Origin of the sequence: Extensimonas vulgaris, assembly GCF_003337425.1 — a bacterium.
Classification (GTDB): Bacteria; Pseudomonadota; Gammaproteobacteria; order Burkholderiales; family Burkholderiaceae_C; genus Extensimonas; species Extensimonas vulgaris.
Map to the genome: position 1 here is coordinate 49,009 of NZ_QPJU01000006.1, position 14,093 is coordinate 63,101.

Consider the following 14,093-nt stretch of genomic DNA (forward strand, 5'->3'; position numbering starts at 1 on the left):
ATGCTGCACATAGGCGCGGTCGTTCCTATGGCGAGCATCCATATCACCGACATCGAAGCCGCGATCAACCATTGGCGGGTGCGTGCCCCGGCGGGCGAGGATGGAGCGCTTGCGCCGCAAACGCGCGCCTTGGCCGAGGTGTATGCGGGCATGGTGTATCGCCACGCAGAGGAGGTCGATGAGTGCGCGCTGTCGCCGCAGGCACACGCCGCGTGGCTGCAGTGGTATGCGAGCACGCCCGATACTCCCTGCATTGCGATTTGCTCCACCAGCCAGGGCGATGCCGTATGCAAAGGCTGCGGGCGCACGTTCGCGGAGGTGCAGCGCTGGCCCGAAATGGGAGCCGTGGAAAAGCGCGCCGTCTGGCGGCGCATCACGCGCGAGCACACGGCCTGGCGCTTCAACCGCTACGCCGAACGCGCTGCAGAAAACCGCAGCGGCCCGACAGGCTGCTAGTGGTATTCTGAAGCCATGAAACTACTTCTTCAATGGATACTCAGCGCGGTCGCGCTGCTGTGTGTGGCCTACCTTTACAGCGGCGTGCAGGTGCAGAGCTTTGGTGCAGCCTTGATCGCGTCGCTCGTGATCGGTCTGTTCAACGTGGTGTTGCGCCCCATCCTGGTGTTGTTGACGCTGCCCGTGACGGTGCTCACGCTGGGGCTGTTTTTGTTCGTCATCAACGCGCTGCTGTTCTGGGCCGCAGCCTCCATCCTCGAAGGCTTTCACGTGAACGGCTTTGGCGCGGCGCTGTGGGGGTCGCTTTTGTATTCGCTGCTCGGGCTCGTGATCGACTCAGCGCTGGGCGGCTTGTTCCTTCGCAAGTAGCTGCACGGCGCGCAGGCGCGCGTCGATGATCGATGCCTCGATGTAATCGACATTCGCGCCGCCCTTGCGCGCGAGGTTCTGCGCGGCCTTGAGGCGATCGACTGCCGCCGCGTAGTCGTAGTGCGCGACGAAGGATTCGGCTTCGGCGCGTATCGCCCGCAGCGCTTGGCCTTGCACCTGCCAAGCGCTGGCAAGCAGTTGCCACGCCGTCGCGTCGCGCGCATGCGTGGTGACCCAGGTCTGCAGAGTCTCGGCCACTTCGGCGGCGTCGGCCACGCGACCGCTGCGCAGCAGGGCTTGCGCGCGCAGCAGCATCTCCGGGCGGGGATGGGGCGAACGCTCTTTGGCCGGCAGGCGTTGCAGGGCGGCTTGTGCGTCGCCCGCGGCGAGCTCTATTTCGGTCGCCAGCAGTTGCGCCTGGCGCAGCGCTCCCGCGTCGCTGCGCACGGCGTCGGCGAGCTGCCTGGCGCTTGCGCGTGCGCCGTCGAAGTCGCGCAGCTGGCTGCTCGCGAGCGCCGTGGCGTAGAGGGCCGCGGCGCGGCGCGCGAGCGGCAGGGTCGCAAAGCCGGGGTTCTTGGGTTCGGCCACGCGTTGGCGCAGCGCATCGACGCCGGGATTGGCGAGCACGCGTGCGCGCGCCGAGAGCATGGCGTGCTCGGTCGTGGGCGGCGGCACGAAAAAGGCCAGGCCGGTGGATTGCAGGCGTGCCTGCATGTCGGCGATGCGCTCGGTGGTCAGCGGGTGCGTGCGCAGGTAGGGCCAGGCGCCGTTGTCGTTGAGGCGGTTGGCTTGCTGCAGCTTGTCGAACATGCTCACGAAGCCTTGGGGCGCAAAGCCTGCGGGTTGCATCAGCGTGTAGCCCATGCGGTCGGCTTCGCGCTCCATGTCGCGCGAGAAGTTGAGCTGGTTTTGCACCGCGAGCGCCTGCCCGCCCAGAACCAGCGCCTGCGTGGCGTCGGGGCTGCGCGAAGCTGCGAGCGCCCCCAGTACCATCGCGGCGATCACGAGCGGCGTCTGCTGGCCCTGCTGCGTGATCAGGCGCGAGATGTGGCGCTGCGTGATGTGGCTGGTTTCGTGTGCCAAGACGGAGGCGAGCTCGTCGCGTGAGGTCACGACGCCGATCAGGCCGAACTGCACGCCCATGTAGCCGCCGGGCAGCGCAAACGCATTCACGGTACGGTCGCGGATCAGAAGCACCTCCCAGGCGAAGGGCGCGTCGATTTCGGGTGTGAGCTCGCCGAGTTTGCGTGCCGCGGCGAGGAGTTCGTCCCAGATGCCCTGCACGTATTCGGCGAGCGGTGGGTCGTCGACGTAGGAGGGGTCGCGATAGATGTCGCGCGCAATCATGTCGCCGAGCTGGCGCTCCTCGGCCACGGTGATGTCGCCGCCCTCGCCGAGCGCGGGCAGGCGCGTCTGCGCAGAGGTGGACGGCGGCAGGGAGACTCCGGTAGCTACAATAAGAGAAGCTGCTAGCGCTTTATTGATAAGGGCTAGGCGCCAATTTCGCTTGAAATATCGCATAGAGTTCGGGGCGCACCCGCAGAGTTGGCTGGCTGCTCGTATGATGCCAGCCCACGACGCTGCATTGCCATGACCTCATCGATTTCCCCATTGACCCATTTCGACGCCCAGGGCCAGGCCCACATGGTCGATGTCGCGGCCAAGCCCGCGACGCACCGCATCGCCGTGGCCGGCGGGCGCATCCAGATGTTGCCCGAAACGCTTGCGCTGATCGAATCGGGCAGCGCGAAAAAAGGCGACGTGCTGGGCATTGCGCGCATCGCGGGCATCCAGGCCGCGAAGAAGACGAGCGAGCTGATCCCGCTGTGCCATCCGCTGCCGCTCACGCGCGTTGCTATCGACTTCGAAGCTGCCAGCGCTCATGTGGCGGGCGCTATCGGCATATTTTGCTCTGCAACCGTGGAAACCGTGGGCCCCACGGGCGTGGAGATGGAGGCGCTCACCGCGGTGCAGGTGGCGCTGCTCACGATCTACGACATGTGCAAGGCCGTCGATCGCGGCATGACGATCACCGACGTGCGCGTGCTCGAAAAGCACGGCGGCAAGTCGGGCAGCTTCGTCGCGCGCTGAAGCGCGGATGCAGATAACTCTCAACCGTCCTGGCGCCCGTAGCGGTCTTCGAGGCGCACGATGTCGTCCTCGCCGAGGTAGCTGCCGGACTGCACCTCGATCATCTCCAGATCGGTCTTGCCCGGGTTGCGCAGCCGGTGCACTTCGCCGATTGGGATGTAGGTGGACTGGTTCTCGGTGAGCAAAAAGCTCTCCTTGCCGCGCGTGACCTCTGCCGTGCCTTTGACGACGATCCAGTGCTCGGCGCGATGGTGGTGCAGCTGCAGGCTCAGGGCGGCGCCGGGGCGCACCATGATGCGCTTGACCTGAAAGCGCTCGCCCGCGTCCACGCTGTCGTACCAGCCCCAGGGGCGCGCCACCTTGCGGTGCTGCGCGGCCTGCGGCGTCTCCTGCGCTTCGAGCTGCGCGACCACGCTCTTGACTTGCTCGGCGTGGCTGCGCTCCATGACCAGCACGGCGTCAGGCGTGTCGATGATCAAGAGGTCTTGCGTGCCCAGCGCCACCACGGGGCGGTGCGGCGCGTGGATGTAGGTGCCCTGCGCCTGCACTGCAAGGCCCGCGCCGACGATGCGGTTGCCCTGCGCGTCGGCGGGCGTGAGCTCGGCCACCGCGTTCCAGCTGCCCACGTCGCTCCAGCGCCCGTGAAAAGGCACGACGGCGACGTTCTGGCAATGCTCCATCACGGCGTAGTCGATGCTTTCGGCGCGACAGGCGCGAAAGGCGGCAGGCTCGGGGCGGATGAAGACCTCGTCCTGCGTGGCGCCCGCCATGGCGCGGCGGCAGCTCTCGAGGATGTCGGGGGCGTGCGCCTGCAGCGCGGCCAGCAGCACGTCGGCGCGGCACAGAAAGATGCCCGCGTTCCAGAGCACGTCGCCCTGCAGCAGCAGCGCCTGGGCGCGCGCGGCGTCGGGTTTTTCGATGAAGCGTGCCACCGCGTAGCTGCCGTCGCCGCGCGCCGCGCCTTGCTCGATGTAGCCGTAGGCCGTGCTCGGAAAGCTCGGGTGCACGCCGAAGGTGACGATGGCGCCGCTGTGCGCGGCCGCGCTCGCCTGCTGCACCATCGCCGCGAAGGCCGCAGCGTCGGGGATGTGGTGGTCGGCCGGGCAAAACAGCAGCAGCTCGTGCGCGGGCGCCCGCAAGGCGGCGAGCGCCATCGCCGCAGCGGTGTTGCGGCCCACGGGTTCGAGAATGACCTCGCCGCGCAGGCCCGCGGCCTGGAGCGCGTCGAGCACGAGAAAGCGGTGCTCTTCCGCCGCCACGCAGACGGCGCGCGGCCCGGCCGCCGCGTCGCCCGCGGGCTGCAACAGCTTGAGCCGCGCCAGCGTGAGCTGCAGCAGGCTTTGGCCGTCGATCAGGGGGACGAATTGCTTGGGCAGGGCCTTGCGGCTGAGCGGCCACAGGCGCGTGCCCGAGCCACCACACAGAACCACGGGGCAGATCATGAAAAGGCGCTCCGAAAATCGAAGGCGCGATTTTCGCAGAGAGGCCCAAACCGGAAACAAACCCCCGACGCCTCGTGCGCGGTGCATGGGGTGGCGCGCTGGGCGTTCGCGGGCGCCACAGGTCAGGCGCGGACGCCGAGCAGCGCGCCCAGCGGCACCGCGGGTGTGGTTGTGCACGCTACGATTGGCGCACTGTTTGCCTGGTGCGGCATTTGGCTTGCGAAACCTAGCTCCTGCCAGTGCCCTGCGCCTGGTATTTTTTGCATTTTTTCTGAGGGACAAGCCATGCCCAATCGCCGCCAGTTTGCCATTGCCGCCGCCAGCCTGCTCGGCCTGCCCGCCGTGCGCGCGCAGGAAAATCGCCTCGTGCTGGGGCAGTCCGCGCCCTTTACCGGGCCGGCGGCGCAGCTCGGAATCCAGTACCACAGCGGCGCCAAGCTGTATTTCGACCAGCTGAATGCGCAAGGGGGCATAGGCGGGCGCAGCATCGTGATCCGCACCATGGACGATGGCTACGAGCCCGAGCGCTGCGCGGAAAACACGCGCAAGCTGCTGGGCGAAGACGTGTTCGCGTTGTTTGCCTACGTCGGCACGCCCACGAGCCTGGCCGCGCTGCCCTTGGCCACGCGCGCGCAGGTGCCCTTCATCGCTCCGCTCACGGGCGCCATGGCCTTGCGCGAGCCTTTGCACAAGACGGTTTTCCACCTGCGCGCCTCGTACAACGACGAAACGGCGCTGATCGTCAAGCAGCTCACGCACCTGGGGCTGAAAAAAATCGCCGTGTTCCACCAGAACGACGCCTACGGCCAGGCCGGCCTCGATGGCGTGCGCCTGGCCTTGTCCGAGCAGAACCTCAAGCCCGTGGCGACTGCGACGGTGGAGCGCAATTCGGTCGATGTCGCCAAGGCCGTGGCCACGCTGGTCGCGGCGGCGCCCGACGCGGTGGTACAGGTCAGCGCGTACAAGTCTTGCGCGGCCTTCGTGCGCGCGGCGCGCAAGGCCGGCTACGGCGGGCTGTTTTACAACGTCTCCTTCGTGGGTACGCAGGCACTGGCCGAGGAACTGGGCAAGGATGCCGAGGGTGTGGTGGTGTCGCAGGTCGTGCCTTCGCCCTACAACGCGGCCAACGGCATCACGCGCGAGTTCGTCGCCGCAGCGAAAAAGGCCGGCAACGTGCAGGTCAACTATTCGAGCATGGAAGGCTATCTGGCGGCCAGGCTGTTCGCCGAAGGGCTCAAACGCGCATCCAGGGCCTCGCGCGAGGGGCTGGTGGCCGGTCTGGAGTCGCTGGGCGAGACGACTTTCGGCGGCTTTCAGGTCAGCCTGTCGCCCACGCGCCACGTGGCGTCACGTTTCGTCGAACTGTCCATGCTCAAGGGCGACGGCCGCGTGCTGACCTGAGCTGAGGGGCGCCGTCGGGGATTGCGCGCGGCGCGCCGTGGGGCACATGCGCTTTCGTGCGCCGCCGCGCGATCAGGCCTGGGTGTCGAGCAGTGCGCCCAGCGTCTGCTGCTGCGCCTGCAGCGTGCGCAAATTCGCCTTGAAGGCGTAGGTGGCCGAGAGCTGCTCGACCACGTCTTGTTCCAGCGCGGCGCCCGCTTGCGGTGCGCGCTGCAGCTGCGCTTGCACGCCGCCGTCGGGCGTTGCTTGCTGCAGGGCGGACACGCGCCGGTAGCCGGGGGTGTTGGCGTTCGCGATGTTGCTCGCGGCTGCATCCAGGCGCAGCTGCGCGGCCTGCAGGCCGGAGAGGGCGGTGGAAGAAAGGGCGTTCATGGCAGCAGCGGTGGGATTCGTAACGAGCCGTTATTCTGCGGCGCCATTTGCGGCCGCGCAAGAAAAATCGCCTGCCACTCGGCCTTGCTCCTGCTCCTGCGCCATGGCGTGCGCTTGCACTAGGCAGCGCTGCAGCAGCTGCGCGGCGCGCGTGGGCGCGGGCGAGCGGCGCAGCAGGCCCACGAAGCTGCAGGTATAGCGAAACAGCGTGGGCCGCACGGCCTGCATGCGGCCCGCGCGCACGAAGGCTTCGGCGTAGTGGTCGGGCAAAAAGCCCAGAAAGCAGCCCGAGAGGATCAGCGTGGCGATGGCCTCCTGGTCGAAGCCCGTGGCGCTGCGCGTGAGCTGCGCCTGGTGGCTCAGCTCCATGTTGGGTGAGTGGTAGCCCAGGCCCGCGAACGGGTAGCGGCGCAGCGCGTCCCAGTCGAGCGCAGCGAGCGCGTCGCGATCGGCGCCGAACAAGGGGTGCCCGGCGCCGCAATACAGCAGCATGGTTTCGTCGAACAGCGGCGTATAGAGCAGGCTGGAGGCGCTGCGGTGCGCGGGGATGATGCCGACCTGAAAGCGCCCTTCGAGCACGCCGCGCTCGATCGCCTGGATGCTGCCCACGTGCAGCTCCAGGTGCACGCCGGGCGCCTGGCGCGTGAAGTCGGCGATGGCCGCGTGGATGCGCGCGGCCGGGTTGCTTGCGGTCTGGTCGAACACGGCCAGCGCCAGCGGCCCGCCCAGGCGCGCGTGGATGTCGTCCACACCGCGGCGAAACGCCTGCACCGCGTCGAGCAGGCGCAGCGTTTCCTCATACACGCGCCGGCCTTCGGGCGTGAGCGCAAAGCCCGCGCGCCCGCGCCGGCACAGCACCAGGCCCAGGCGCGTCTCCAGGTCTTTGAGGTGGCGGCTGATGGTGCTCGTGGCGATGTTGAGTTCGAGCTCGGCCGCGGCCAGGCCGCCGCACTCGACCACGCTCTTGAACACCTGTAGCAGGCGCAGGTCCATGTCGCTGAGCTGGCCAAGCACGGCGCGTTGGCGCCCGTCGGTGGGCGGCAGCGGGGCAAGGGCAGGGGGGTGATTTACTTGCATAGATGCTCAAGTAAACGGTGATATTGCACTATTGGAGAGATTATGGCTGCCGCCAACAATGCCTGCTTTGATTGTTTGGAGACTGCCATGTCACTTGCCACCGCTGCCCCCACTGCCGCCCCCGTTACTGCCGCCGAATCCGCGGCCTCTCCCGCATCCTTTCCTGCGCCTGTGCGCCGCGACGCCGCCTGGCTCGACGCGCACTGGATGCCCTACACCGCGAACCGCCAGTTCAAGGCCGACCCGCGCCTGATCGTCGCCGCGAGCGGCGCCTACTTCACCGACGCCGACGGGCGCAAGGTGTTCGACGGGCTCTCGGGCCTGTGGTGCACGGGCCTGGGCCACGCGCGGCGCGAGATCGCCGAAGCCATCGCCGAGCAGGCGCGCACGCTGGACTACGCGCCGGCGTTCCAGTTCGGGCACCCGGCCGCGTTCGCGCTCGCCAACAAAATCAAGGAGCTCACGCCCGCGGGGCTCGACTACGTGTTCTTCACCGGCTCGGGCTCGGAGGCGGCCGACACCTCGCTCAAGCTCGCGCGTGCGTACTGGCGCCTCAAAGGCCAGGCGAGCAAGACGCGCCTGATCGGGCGCGAAAAGGGCTACCACGGCGTGAACTTCGGCGGTACGTCGGTGGGCGGCATCGGCGCGAACCGCAAGTTCTACGGCCAGGGCGTGGAGGCCGACCACCTGCCGCACACGCAGCCGCCCGCGGGCACGTTTGCCAAGGGCCAGCCCACCGAGGGCGGGCGCCAGCTGGCCGACCGGCTGCTCGACCTGATCGCGCTGCACGACGCCTCGAACATTGCGGCCGTGATCGTCGAGCCCTTTTCGGGCTCGGGTGGCGTGGTGGTTCCGCCCGTGGGCTACCTCGAACGCCTGCGCGAAATCTGCACGCAGCACGACATCCTGCTGATCTTCGACGAGGTCATCACGGGCTTTGGCCGCGCGGGTGCCTACACGGGCGCCGAGGCTTTCGGCGTGACGCCCGACATCATGAACGTGGCCAAGCAGGTGACCAACGGCGCACAGCCGCTGGGCGCGGTGATCGCGCGCAAGGAGATCTACGACACCTTCATGGCTGCGGGCGGGCCTGACTACATGCTTGAATTCCCGCACGGCTACACCTATTCGGCGCACCCCGTGGCCTGCGCGGCGGGCCTCGCGGCGCTCGACTTGCTGCAAAAAGAGGACGCGATCGCGCGCGTGCGCTCGCTCGCCCCTTACTTCGAGCAGGCCGTGCACAGCCTCAAGGGCGCGAAACACGTGCTCGACATCCGCAACTACGGCCTCGCCGCGGGCTTCACGATCGCGCCGCTGCCCGGCGAGCCTGCCCGCCGGCCCTACGAGATCGCCATGCACTGCTGGAAGAAGGGCTTTTACGTGCGCTACGGCGGCGACACGATCCAGCTCGCGCCGCCCTTCATCAGCGAAAAGGCCGAGATCGACCGCCTCGTGAACGCGCTCGGCGAGGCGCTTGCGCAGACTGCGTGATGCTATTGATGAAGTAGCTTTAAGCGCTTGATGGACGGGCGCTAGAGCCCGTTTTTATTCTTATTTTTGGGCATGCCTTGCGCGTGCGGGTGGTACGGTGCCCACCGCCCGTCCGCATTGGGGCTCCGTGTGGTGGCCTGTGCGCGGGCCTGGGGCCTACAATCGCCACCCCGTGCAGGCACGGGCGCTGGCAGTTTTTGCTGCGCCGTGCCGCTGCGGGGCGCACCCTGGAGAAAGCCCCATGTCCGAGAACACCCCGGCCCCCCATCCTTCCTCCTCTGCCGCCTCCAGCGCTGCGGCGCCCGCCGCGCTGAACATTGGCATGTCGCCCGAAAAGCGCGCCGAGCTGCGCCGCGCCGCGCTCGAATACCACGCCCAGCCCAAGCCCGGCAAGATCGCCGTCATGCCGACCAAGCAGCTCGTGAACCAGCACGATCTGGCGCTCGCGTATTCGCCTGGCGTCGCGGCGCCCTGCGAGGAGATCGTCAAGGACCCGCGCGCGGCCTTTCGCTACACCAGCCGCGGCAACCTCGTGGGCGTGGTCACGAACGGCACGGCCGTGCTGGGCCTGGGCGACATCGGGCCGCTCGCGGGCAAGCCCGTGATGGAGGGCAAGGCCGTGCTCTTCAAAAAGTTCTCGGGCATCGACGTGTTCGACATCGAGATCAACGAAAAAGACCCCGAAAAACTCGTCGAGATCATCGCCGCGCTCGAGCCCACCTTTGGCGGCATCAACCTCGAAGACATCAAGGCGCCCGACTGCTTTTACGTCGAGCGCAAGCTGCGCGATCGCCTGCACATTCCCGTGTTCCACGACGACCAGCACGGCACGGCCATCGTCGTGGGCGCGGCCATCCTGAACGGGCTCAAGGTCGCGGGCAAAAACCTGGCCGACATCAAGCTCGTGACCTCGGGCGCGGGCGCGGCGGCGCTCGCGTGCCTGGGGTTGCTCGTCAAACTCGGCATTCCGCGCGAGCACATCTGGGTCACCGACCTCGCGGGCGTGGTCTATGAAGGCCGCACCGAGCTCATGGACGAGGACAAGCGCTTTTTCGCCCAGCCCACGTCCGCGCGCACGCTGGCCGAGGTGATCGCAGGCGCGGACGTGTTCCTGGGCCTGTCGGCGGGCGGCGTGCTCAAGCCCGAGATGGTGCGCACGATGGCGGCGCGCCCGCTGATCTTTGCGCTCGCCAACCCCACGCCCGAAATCCTGCCCGAGGAAGTGCGCGCCGTGCGCGACGACGCCATCATGGCCACGGGGCGCAGCGACTACCCGAACCAGGTCAACAACGTGCTGTGCTTTCCGTACATCTTCCGCGGCGCGCTCGACTGCGGCGCGACCACCATCACGCTGGAGATGGAAGTCGCCGCCGTGCACGCCATTGCCGAACTCGCGCAGGCCGAGCAAAGCGAGGTCGTGGCCGCGGCCTACGCGGGCGAGCCGCTCGCGTTCGGCCCCGAGTACCTGATCCCCAAGCCCTTCGACCCGCGCCTGATGATCAAGATCGCGCCCGCGGTGGCGCAGGCCGCGGCGGACAGCGGCGTAGCGCTGCGGCCCATTGCCGACATGGAAGCCTACCGCGAACACCTGCAGACCTTCGTCTACGCCTCGGGCACCATCATGAAGCCCATCTACGCGGCGGCCAAGGCGGGCACGAAAAAGCGCGTGGCCTACGCCGAGGGCGAGGAAGAGCGCGTGCTGCGCGCGGCGCAGATCGTGGTCGACGAGCGCATTGCGCGCCCCACGCTGATCGGGCGGCCCGCGATCATCGCGCAGCGCATTGCCAAGTTTGGCCTGCGCCTCAAGGAAGGGCAGGACTACGACGTGGTCAACGTGGAGCAGGACGAGCGCTACCGCGACTTCTGGCAGACCTACCACCGCCTGACCGAGCGCAAGGGCATCACCATCCCCATCGCCAAGATCGAAATGCGCCGGCGCCTGTCGCTGATCGGCGCGATGCTGCTGCACAAGGGCTACGTCGATGGGCTGATCTGCGGCACCTGGGGCACCAACCCCATGCACCTGAACTACATCGACCAGGTGATAGGCAAGCGCCCCGGCGCCAACACCTACGCCGCCATGAACGCGCTGCTGCTGCCCGAGCGCCAGGTGTTCCTCGTGGACACGCACATCAACTACGACCCGAGCGCCGCGCAGCTCGCCGAGATCACCGTCATGGCCGCCGAGGAGATGATGCGTTTTGGCGTGCGCCCCAAGGCGGCGCTGCTGAGCCACTCCAACTTTGGCAGCAGCAACGAGCCCAGCGCGGTGAAGATGCGCGAGACGCTCGCCTTGCTGCGCGTGCAGGCGCCGTGGCTCGAGATCGATGGCGAAATGCACGGCGACGTGGCGCTCGACGGCACCGCGCGCCGCGCGCTGATGCCGCGCAGCACGCTCGAAGGCGACGCAAACCTGCTCGTGCTGCCCAACATCGACGCGGCCAACATCGCCTACAACCTGCTCAAGACCGCCGCGGGCGGCAACATCGCGATCGGCCCGGTGTTGCTCGGCGCGGCCCAGCCCGTGCATATCCTCACCGCGAGCGCCACCGTGCGCCGCATCGTGAACATGACCGCGCTCACGGTGGCCGACGCGAACGCTGCGCGCTGAAGATCGACACGCGCCGTCTGCGGGGGGGGACGGAGCGGCACGCGGGCGTGACTTGCCGAGTTTGGACATGTTTTTGGCCATTAGCCCAGGTGCAGCAAGCGCAAGCAGCTACCAAAACCATACAAAAGCAGCAGCATCCTGCCCATGCTAAGCTGACCGCCATCACTGTTTTGCACGGAGAAAAACCCATGCCCGGCCTGTTACCCGATGTCGATCCTGACGGCCTGCTCGAATTTTCGGTGGTCTATACCGACCGCGCGCTCAACCACATGTCCAAACGCTTCGTGGGCGCGATGCAGGAAATTCTCGCCACGCTCAAAGAGGTGTACCACGCGCAGTCTGCCGTCATCGTGCCCGGCAGCGGCACCTTTGGCATGGAGGCCGTGGCGCGGCAGTTTGCGCAGCGGCAGAAGGTGCTGATCGTGCGCAATGGCTGGTTCAGCTACCGCTGGAGCCAGATTCTGGACATGGGCGGCTTTGCCGGCGAGGCCATCGTGTGCCAGGCGCGCCAGCAGGGCGCGGGCGCGCAGGCGCCCTGGGCGCCGTGCCCTGCCGCGGAAGTGGCTGCGCGCATCCGCGCCGAGCGGCCTGCGGTGGTGTTTGCCCCGCACGTCGAGACCGCGAGCGGCATCGTGCTGCCGGATGACTATCTGCGCACCGTGGCCGAGGCTGCGCACGACGTGGGCGCGCTGTTCGTGCTCGACTGCGTGGCCTCGGGCGCGCTGTGGGTGGACATGCAGGCGCTGGGCGTCGATGTGCTGATCTCGGCGCCGCAAAAGGGCTGGAGCGGCCCGCCCTGCTGCGCTCTGGTGATGCTGGGCGCGCGTGCGCGTGCGGCCATCGAGGGCACGACGAGCAACAGCTTTGCCTGCGACCTCAAAAAATGGCTGCAGATCGCCGAGGGCTATGAAAAAGGCCAGCACGCCTATCACGCCACCATGCCCACGGATGCGCTCGTGCGCCTGCGCGACGTGATGCGCGAAGCGCGCGCGCACGGCTTCGACCAACTGCGCGCCGAGCAGATCGAACTGGGCGCCAGGGTGCGCGCGCTGCTCGAATCGCGCGGCTTTGCGAGCGTTGCGGCCGAGGGCTACAAGGCGCCCGGCGTGGTCGTGAGCTACACCACCGACCCGGGCATCCAAAGCGGCAAGAAGTTCGCCGAAGTCGACCTGCAGACGGCCGCGGGCGTGCCGCTGCAGTGCGGCGAGGGGCCGGACTTCATGAGCTTTCGCATCGGCCTGTTCGGGCTCGACAAATGGCAGCACATCGAGCGCACCGTGGGCCACTTGGCCACGGCGCTCGAGCGCATCGCGGCCTTGGCGTAATCAGGCGTTGCGCGGCTATGGAAGGTCGCAGGAAGCTATTGTGTCGATAGCTATCGCCTCAGGTTTTACGGCGTGACAGACCAGGCCCGCGCGCTGCAAAAAGCCAAGCGGCAGGCCAGCGGCCTGCTCGTGTTGATGGCGGCGCTGTTTGCCGCGAGCTATGCGCTGCCGCGCAGCCTGGGCGTGGATTGCCTGCGCGCCATGGCCGAAGCCGCGATCGTCGGCGGCCTGGCCGACTGGTTCGCCGTCTCGGCGCTGTTTCGGCGCATTCCGCTGCCGCTGTTGCAGCGCCACACCGACATCGTGGTGCGCAACAAGGAGCGCATCGGCAGCAACCTCGCACGCTTCGTGCGCGACAAGTTCCTCGACCCGCCCTCGCTCGTGGCGCTGATCCGTCGCAACCCGCCCACGGCGCTGCTCGCGCAGTGGCTCAACACGCCCGCGAATGCCGAGCTGCTCGGGCGCCAGCTCGCGCGGCTCGCGCTCGCGGGGCTCGAGATGGTCGAAGACGCACAGGTGCAGCGCTTCATGCGCGCCGCGGCACGCACGCTGATCGGCCAGATCGACCTCACACGCTCGATGGCCGCGGCGCTGCAGGCGCTCACGCACGAGGGCCGGCACCAGGCGCTGCTCGATGATCTGCTGGAACGCCTGGCGCAGCTGTTGCGCTCCGAAGACACACGCGCCTTCATCGCCGCGAGCATCGTGCAATGGCTCAAGCGCGAACATCCGCTCAAGGAAAAGGTGCTGCCCAGCGAATGGCTCAGCGACAAGGGCGCGAGTGCGATCGCGCACGCCGTGGAAAGCCTGCTCGGCGAAATCGCGCGCAACCCCGAACACCAGCTGCGCGACGCGCTCGACGCGGCGCTGCAGCGCCTGATCGAGCGCCTGCAAAGCGACCCGGTGTGGGCGCGCAGGGGCGAAGAAATCCGCCGCTACCTGCAGACCGACCCCACGGTGGGCGCGTACGTCGAGTCGCTGTGGGGCGGGCTGCGCGAACGCCTGCAGCGCGACTTGGCCGACGAGCAGTCGGCGCTCGTGCGCCGCATCGTCGCCATGGGCCAGTGGCTCGGGCGCGCGCTCGCGGGCGACGCGCTGCTGCGCGAGCGCCTCGACGCCCAGCTCGAACTCTGGGCCGTGCAATGGGCGCCCGAGGTGTCCGAATTTTTCGCCCAGCACATCGAAGGCACCGTGCAGCGCTGGGACGCGCGCGAGATGGCGCAATTGCTGGAGCTGCACCTGGGGCCCGATTTGCAGCACATCCGCATCAACGGCACGCTGGTGGGCGGGCTGATCGGCCTGCTGCTGTTCGCCCTGTCGCACGCCGGGGCGCTGTATGCGGCGGCGCGGGCGGCGTTGGGGGGATGAGCAGCCCGGAACCCACTGTGGATGAACCTAGCAGCCTGTCGGACTTTGGAATCGTCGGCTGCGAAAGCGCCGCAGCGGCCCATTTTTTAC

General features: G+C 68.0%; 12 protein-coding genes. 8 read left to right on the forward strand and 4 right to left on the reverse strand.

Going from position 1 to position 14,093, the window contains the following annotated elements; all coding sequences use genetic code 11:
* The first annotated feature begins 27 nt into the window (after positions 1-27).
* Positions 28-456 carry a DUF3717 domain-containing protein gene (locus tag DFR45_RS09555; protein WP_114483489.1) on the forward strand — a complete coding sequence of 143 codons (429 nt, stop codon included), beginning with the start codon at positions 28-30 and terminating at the stop codon, positions 454-456.
* Positions 457-471: 15 nt separating this feature from the next.
* Complete coding sequence (locus DFR45_RS09560) at positions 472-825, forward strand: phage holin family protein (protein WP_114483491.1); 354 nt, start codon at positions 472-474, stop codon at positions 823-825.
* On the opposite strand, the gene DFR45_RS09565 is transcribed toward DFR45_RS09560, so the two are convergent.
* Positions 793-2,346, reverse strand: coding sequence for a M48 family metalloprotease (locus tag DFR45_RS09565; protein ID WP_114483492.1), 1,554 nt, complete (start codon positions 2,344-2,346; stop codon positions 793-795). The two genes, DFR45_RS09560 and DFR45_RS09565, sit on opposite strands and share 33 nt — an antisense overlap.
* Before the next feature lie 81 nt (positions 2,347-2,427).
* Here DFR45_RS09565 and moaC point away from each other — a divergent pair, with 81 nt between their 5' ends.
* Positions 2,428-2,916 carry a cyclic pyranopterin monophosphate synthase MoaC gene (moaC, locus tag DFR45_RS09570; RefSeq protein ID WP_114483632.1) on the forward strand — a complete coding sequence of 163 codons (489 nt, stop codon included), beginning with the start codon at positions 2,428-2,430 and terminating at the stop codon, positions 2,914-2,916.
* A gap of 20 nt (positions 2,917-2,936) precedes the next feature.
* On the opposite strand, the gene DFR45_RS09575 is transcribed toward moaC, so the two are convergent.
* Complete coding sequence (locus DFR45_RS09575) at positions 2,937-4,358, reverse strand: mannose-1-phosphate guanylyltransferase/mannose-6-phosphate isomerase (RefSeq protein ID WP_114483493.1); 1,422 nt, start codon at positions 4,356-4,358, stop codon at positions 2,937-2,939.
* A gap of 285 nt (positions 4,359-4,643) precedes the next feature.
* Here DFR45_RS09575 and DFR45_RS09580 point away from each other — a divergent pair, with 285 nt between their 5' ends.
* On the forward strand, positions 4,644-5,759 hold the full coding sequence (locus tag DFR45_RS09580; protein ID WP_114483494.1) for an ABC transporter substrate-binding protein: 1,116 nt from the start codon (positions 4,644-4,646) through the stop codon (positions 5,757-5,759).
* A 72-nt stretch (positions 5,760-5,831) separates the two neighbouring features.
* On the opposite strand, the gene DFR45_RS09585 is transcribed toward DFR45_RS09580, so the two are convergent.
* Positions 5,832-6,131, reverse strand: coding sequence for a flagellar basal body protein (locus DFR45_RS09585; RefSeq protein WP_114483495.1), 300 nt, complete (start codon positions 6,129-6,131; stop codon positions 5,832-5,834).
* Positions 6,132-6,161: 30 nt separating this feature from the next.
* Positions 6,162-7,208, reverse strand: a complete 1,047-nt coding sequence (locus DFR45_RS09590) for a LysR family transcriptional regulator (protein ID WP_114483497.1) — start codon at positions 7,206-7,208, stop codon at positions 6,162-6,164.
* An 87-nt stretch (positions 7,209-7,295) separates the two neighbouring features.
* Between DFR45_RS09590 and aptA the strand changes: the two genes are divergently transcribed.
* The 4 genes from aptA (at position 7,296) to DFR45_RS09610 (ending at position 14,003) form a co-directional block, all read left to right on the forward strand.
* Complete coding sequence (gene aptA, locus DFR45_RS09595; protein ID WP_114483633.1) at positions 7,296-8,699, forward strand: omega-aminotransferase AptA; 1,404 nt, start codon at positions 7,296-7,298, stop codon at positions 8,697-8,699.
* A gap of 322 nt (positions 8,700-9,021) precedes the next feature.
* Positions 9,022-11,310 carry an NADP-dependent malic enzyme gene (locus DFR45_RS09600; protein ID WP_114483498.1) on the forward strand — a complete coding sequence of 763 codons (2,289 nt, stop codon included), beginning with the start codon at positions 9,022-9,024 and terminating at the stop codon, positions 11,308-11,310.
* 188 nt (positions 11,311-11,498) lie between these two features.
* The gene (locus DFR45_RS09605) at positions 11,499-12,635 is read left to right on the forward strand and encodes an aminotransferase class V-fold PLP-dependent enzyme (protein ID WP_114483634.1); all 1,137 of its coding nucleotides are present in this window, start codon (positions 11,499-11,501) and stop codon (positions 12,633-12,635) included.
* A 72-nt stretch (positions 12,636-12,707) separates the two neighbouring features.
* A complete protein-coding gene (locus tag DFR45_RS09610; RefSeq protein WP_241659356.1) occupies positions 12,708-14,003 on the forward strand; it encodes a DUF445 domain-containing protein in 1,296 nt (431 codons plus the stop codon).
* The last annotated feature ends 90 nt before the right edge of the window (positions 14,004-14,093 follow it).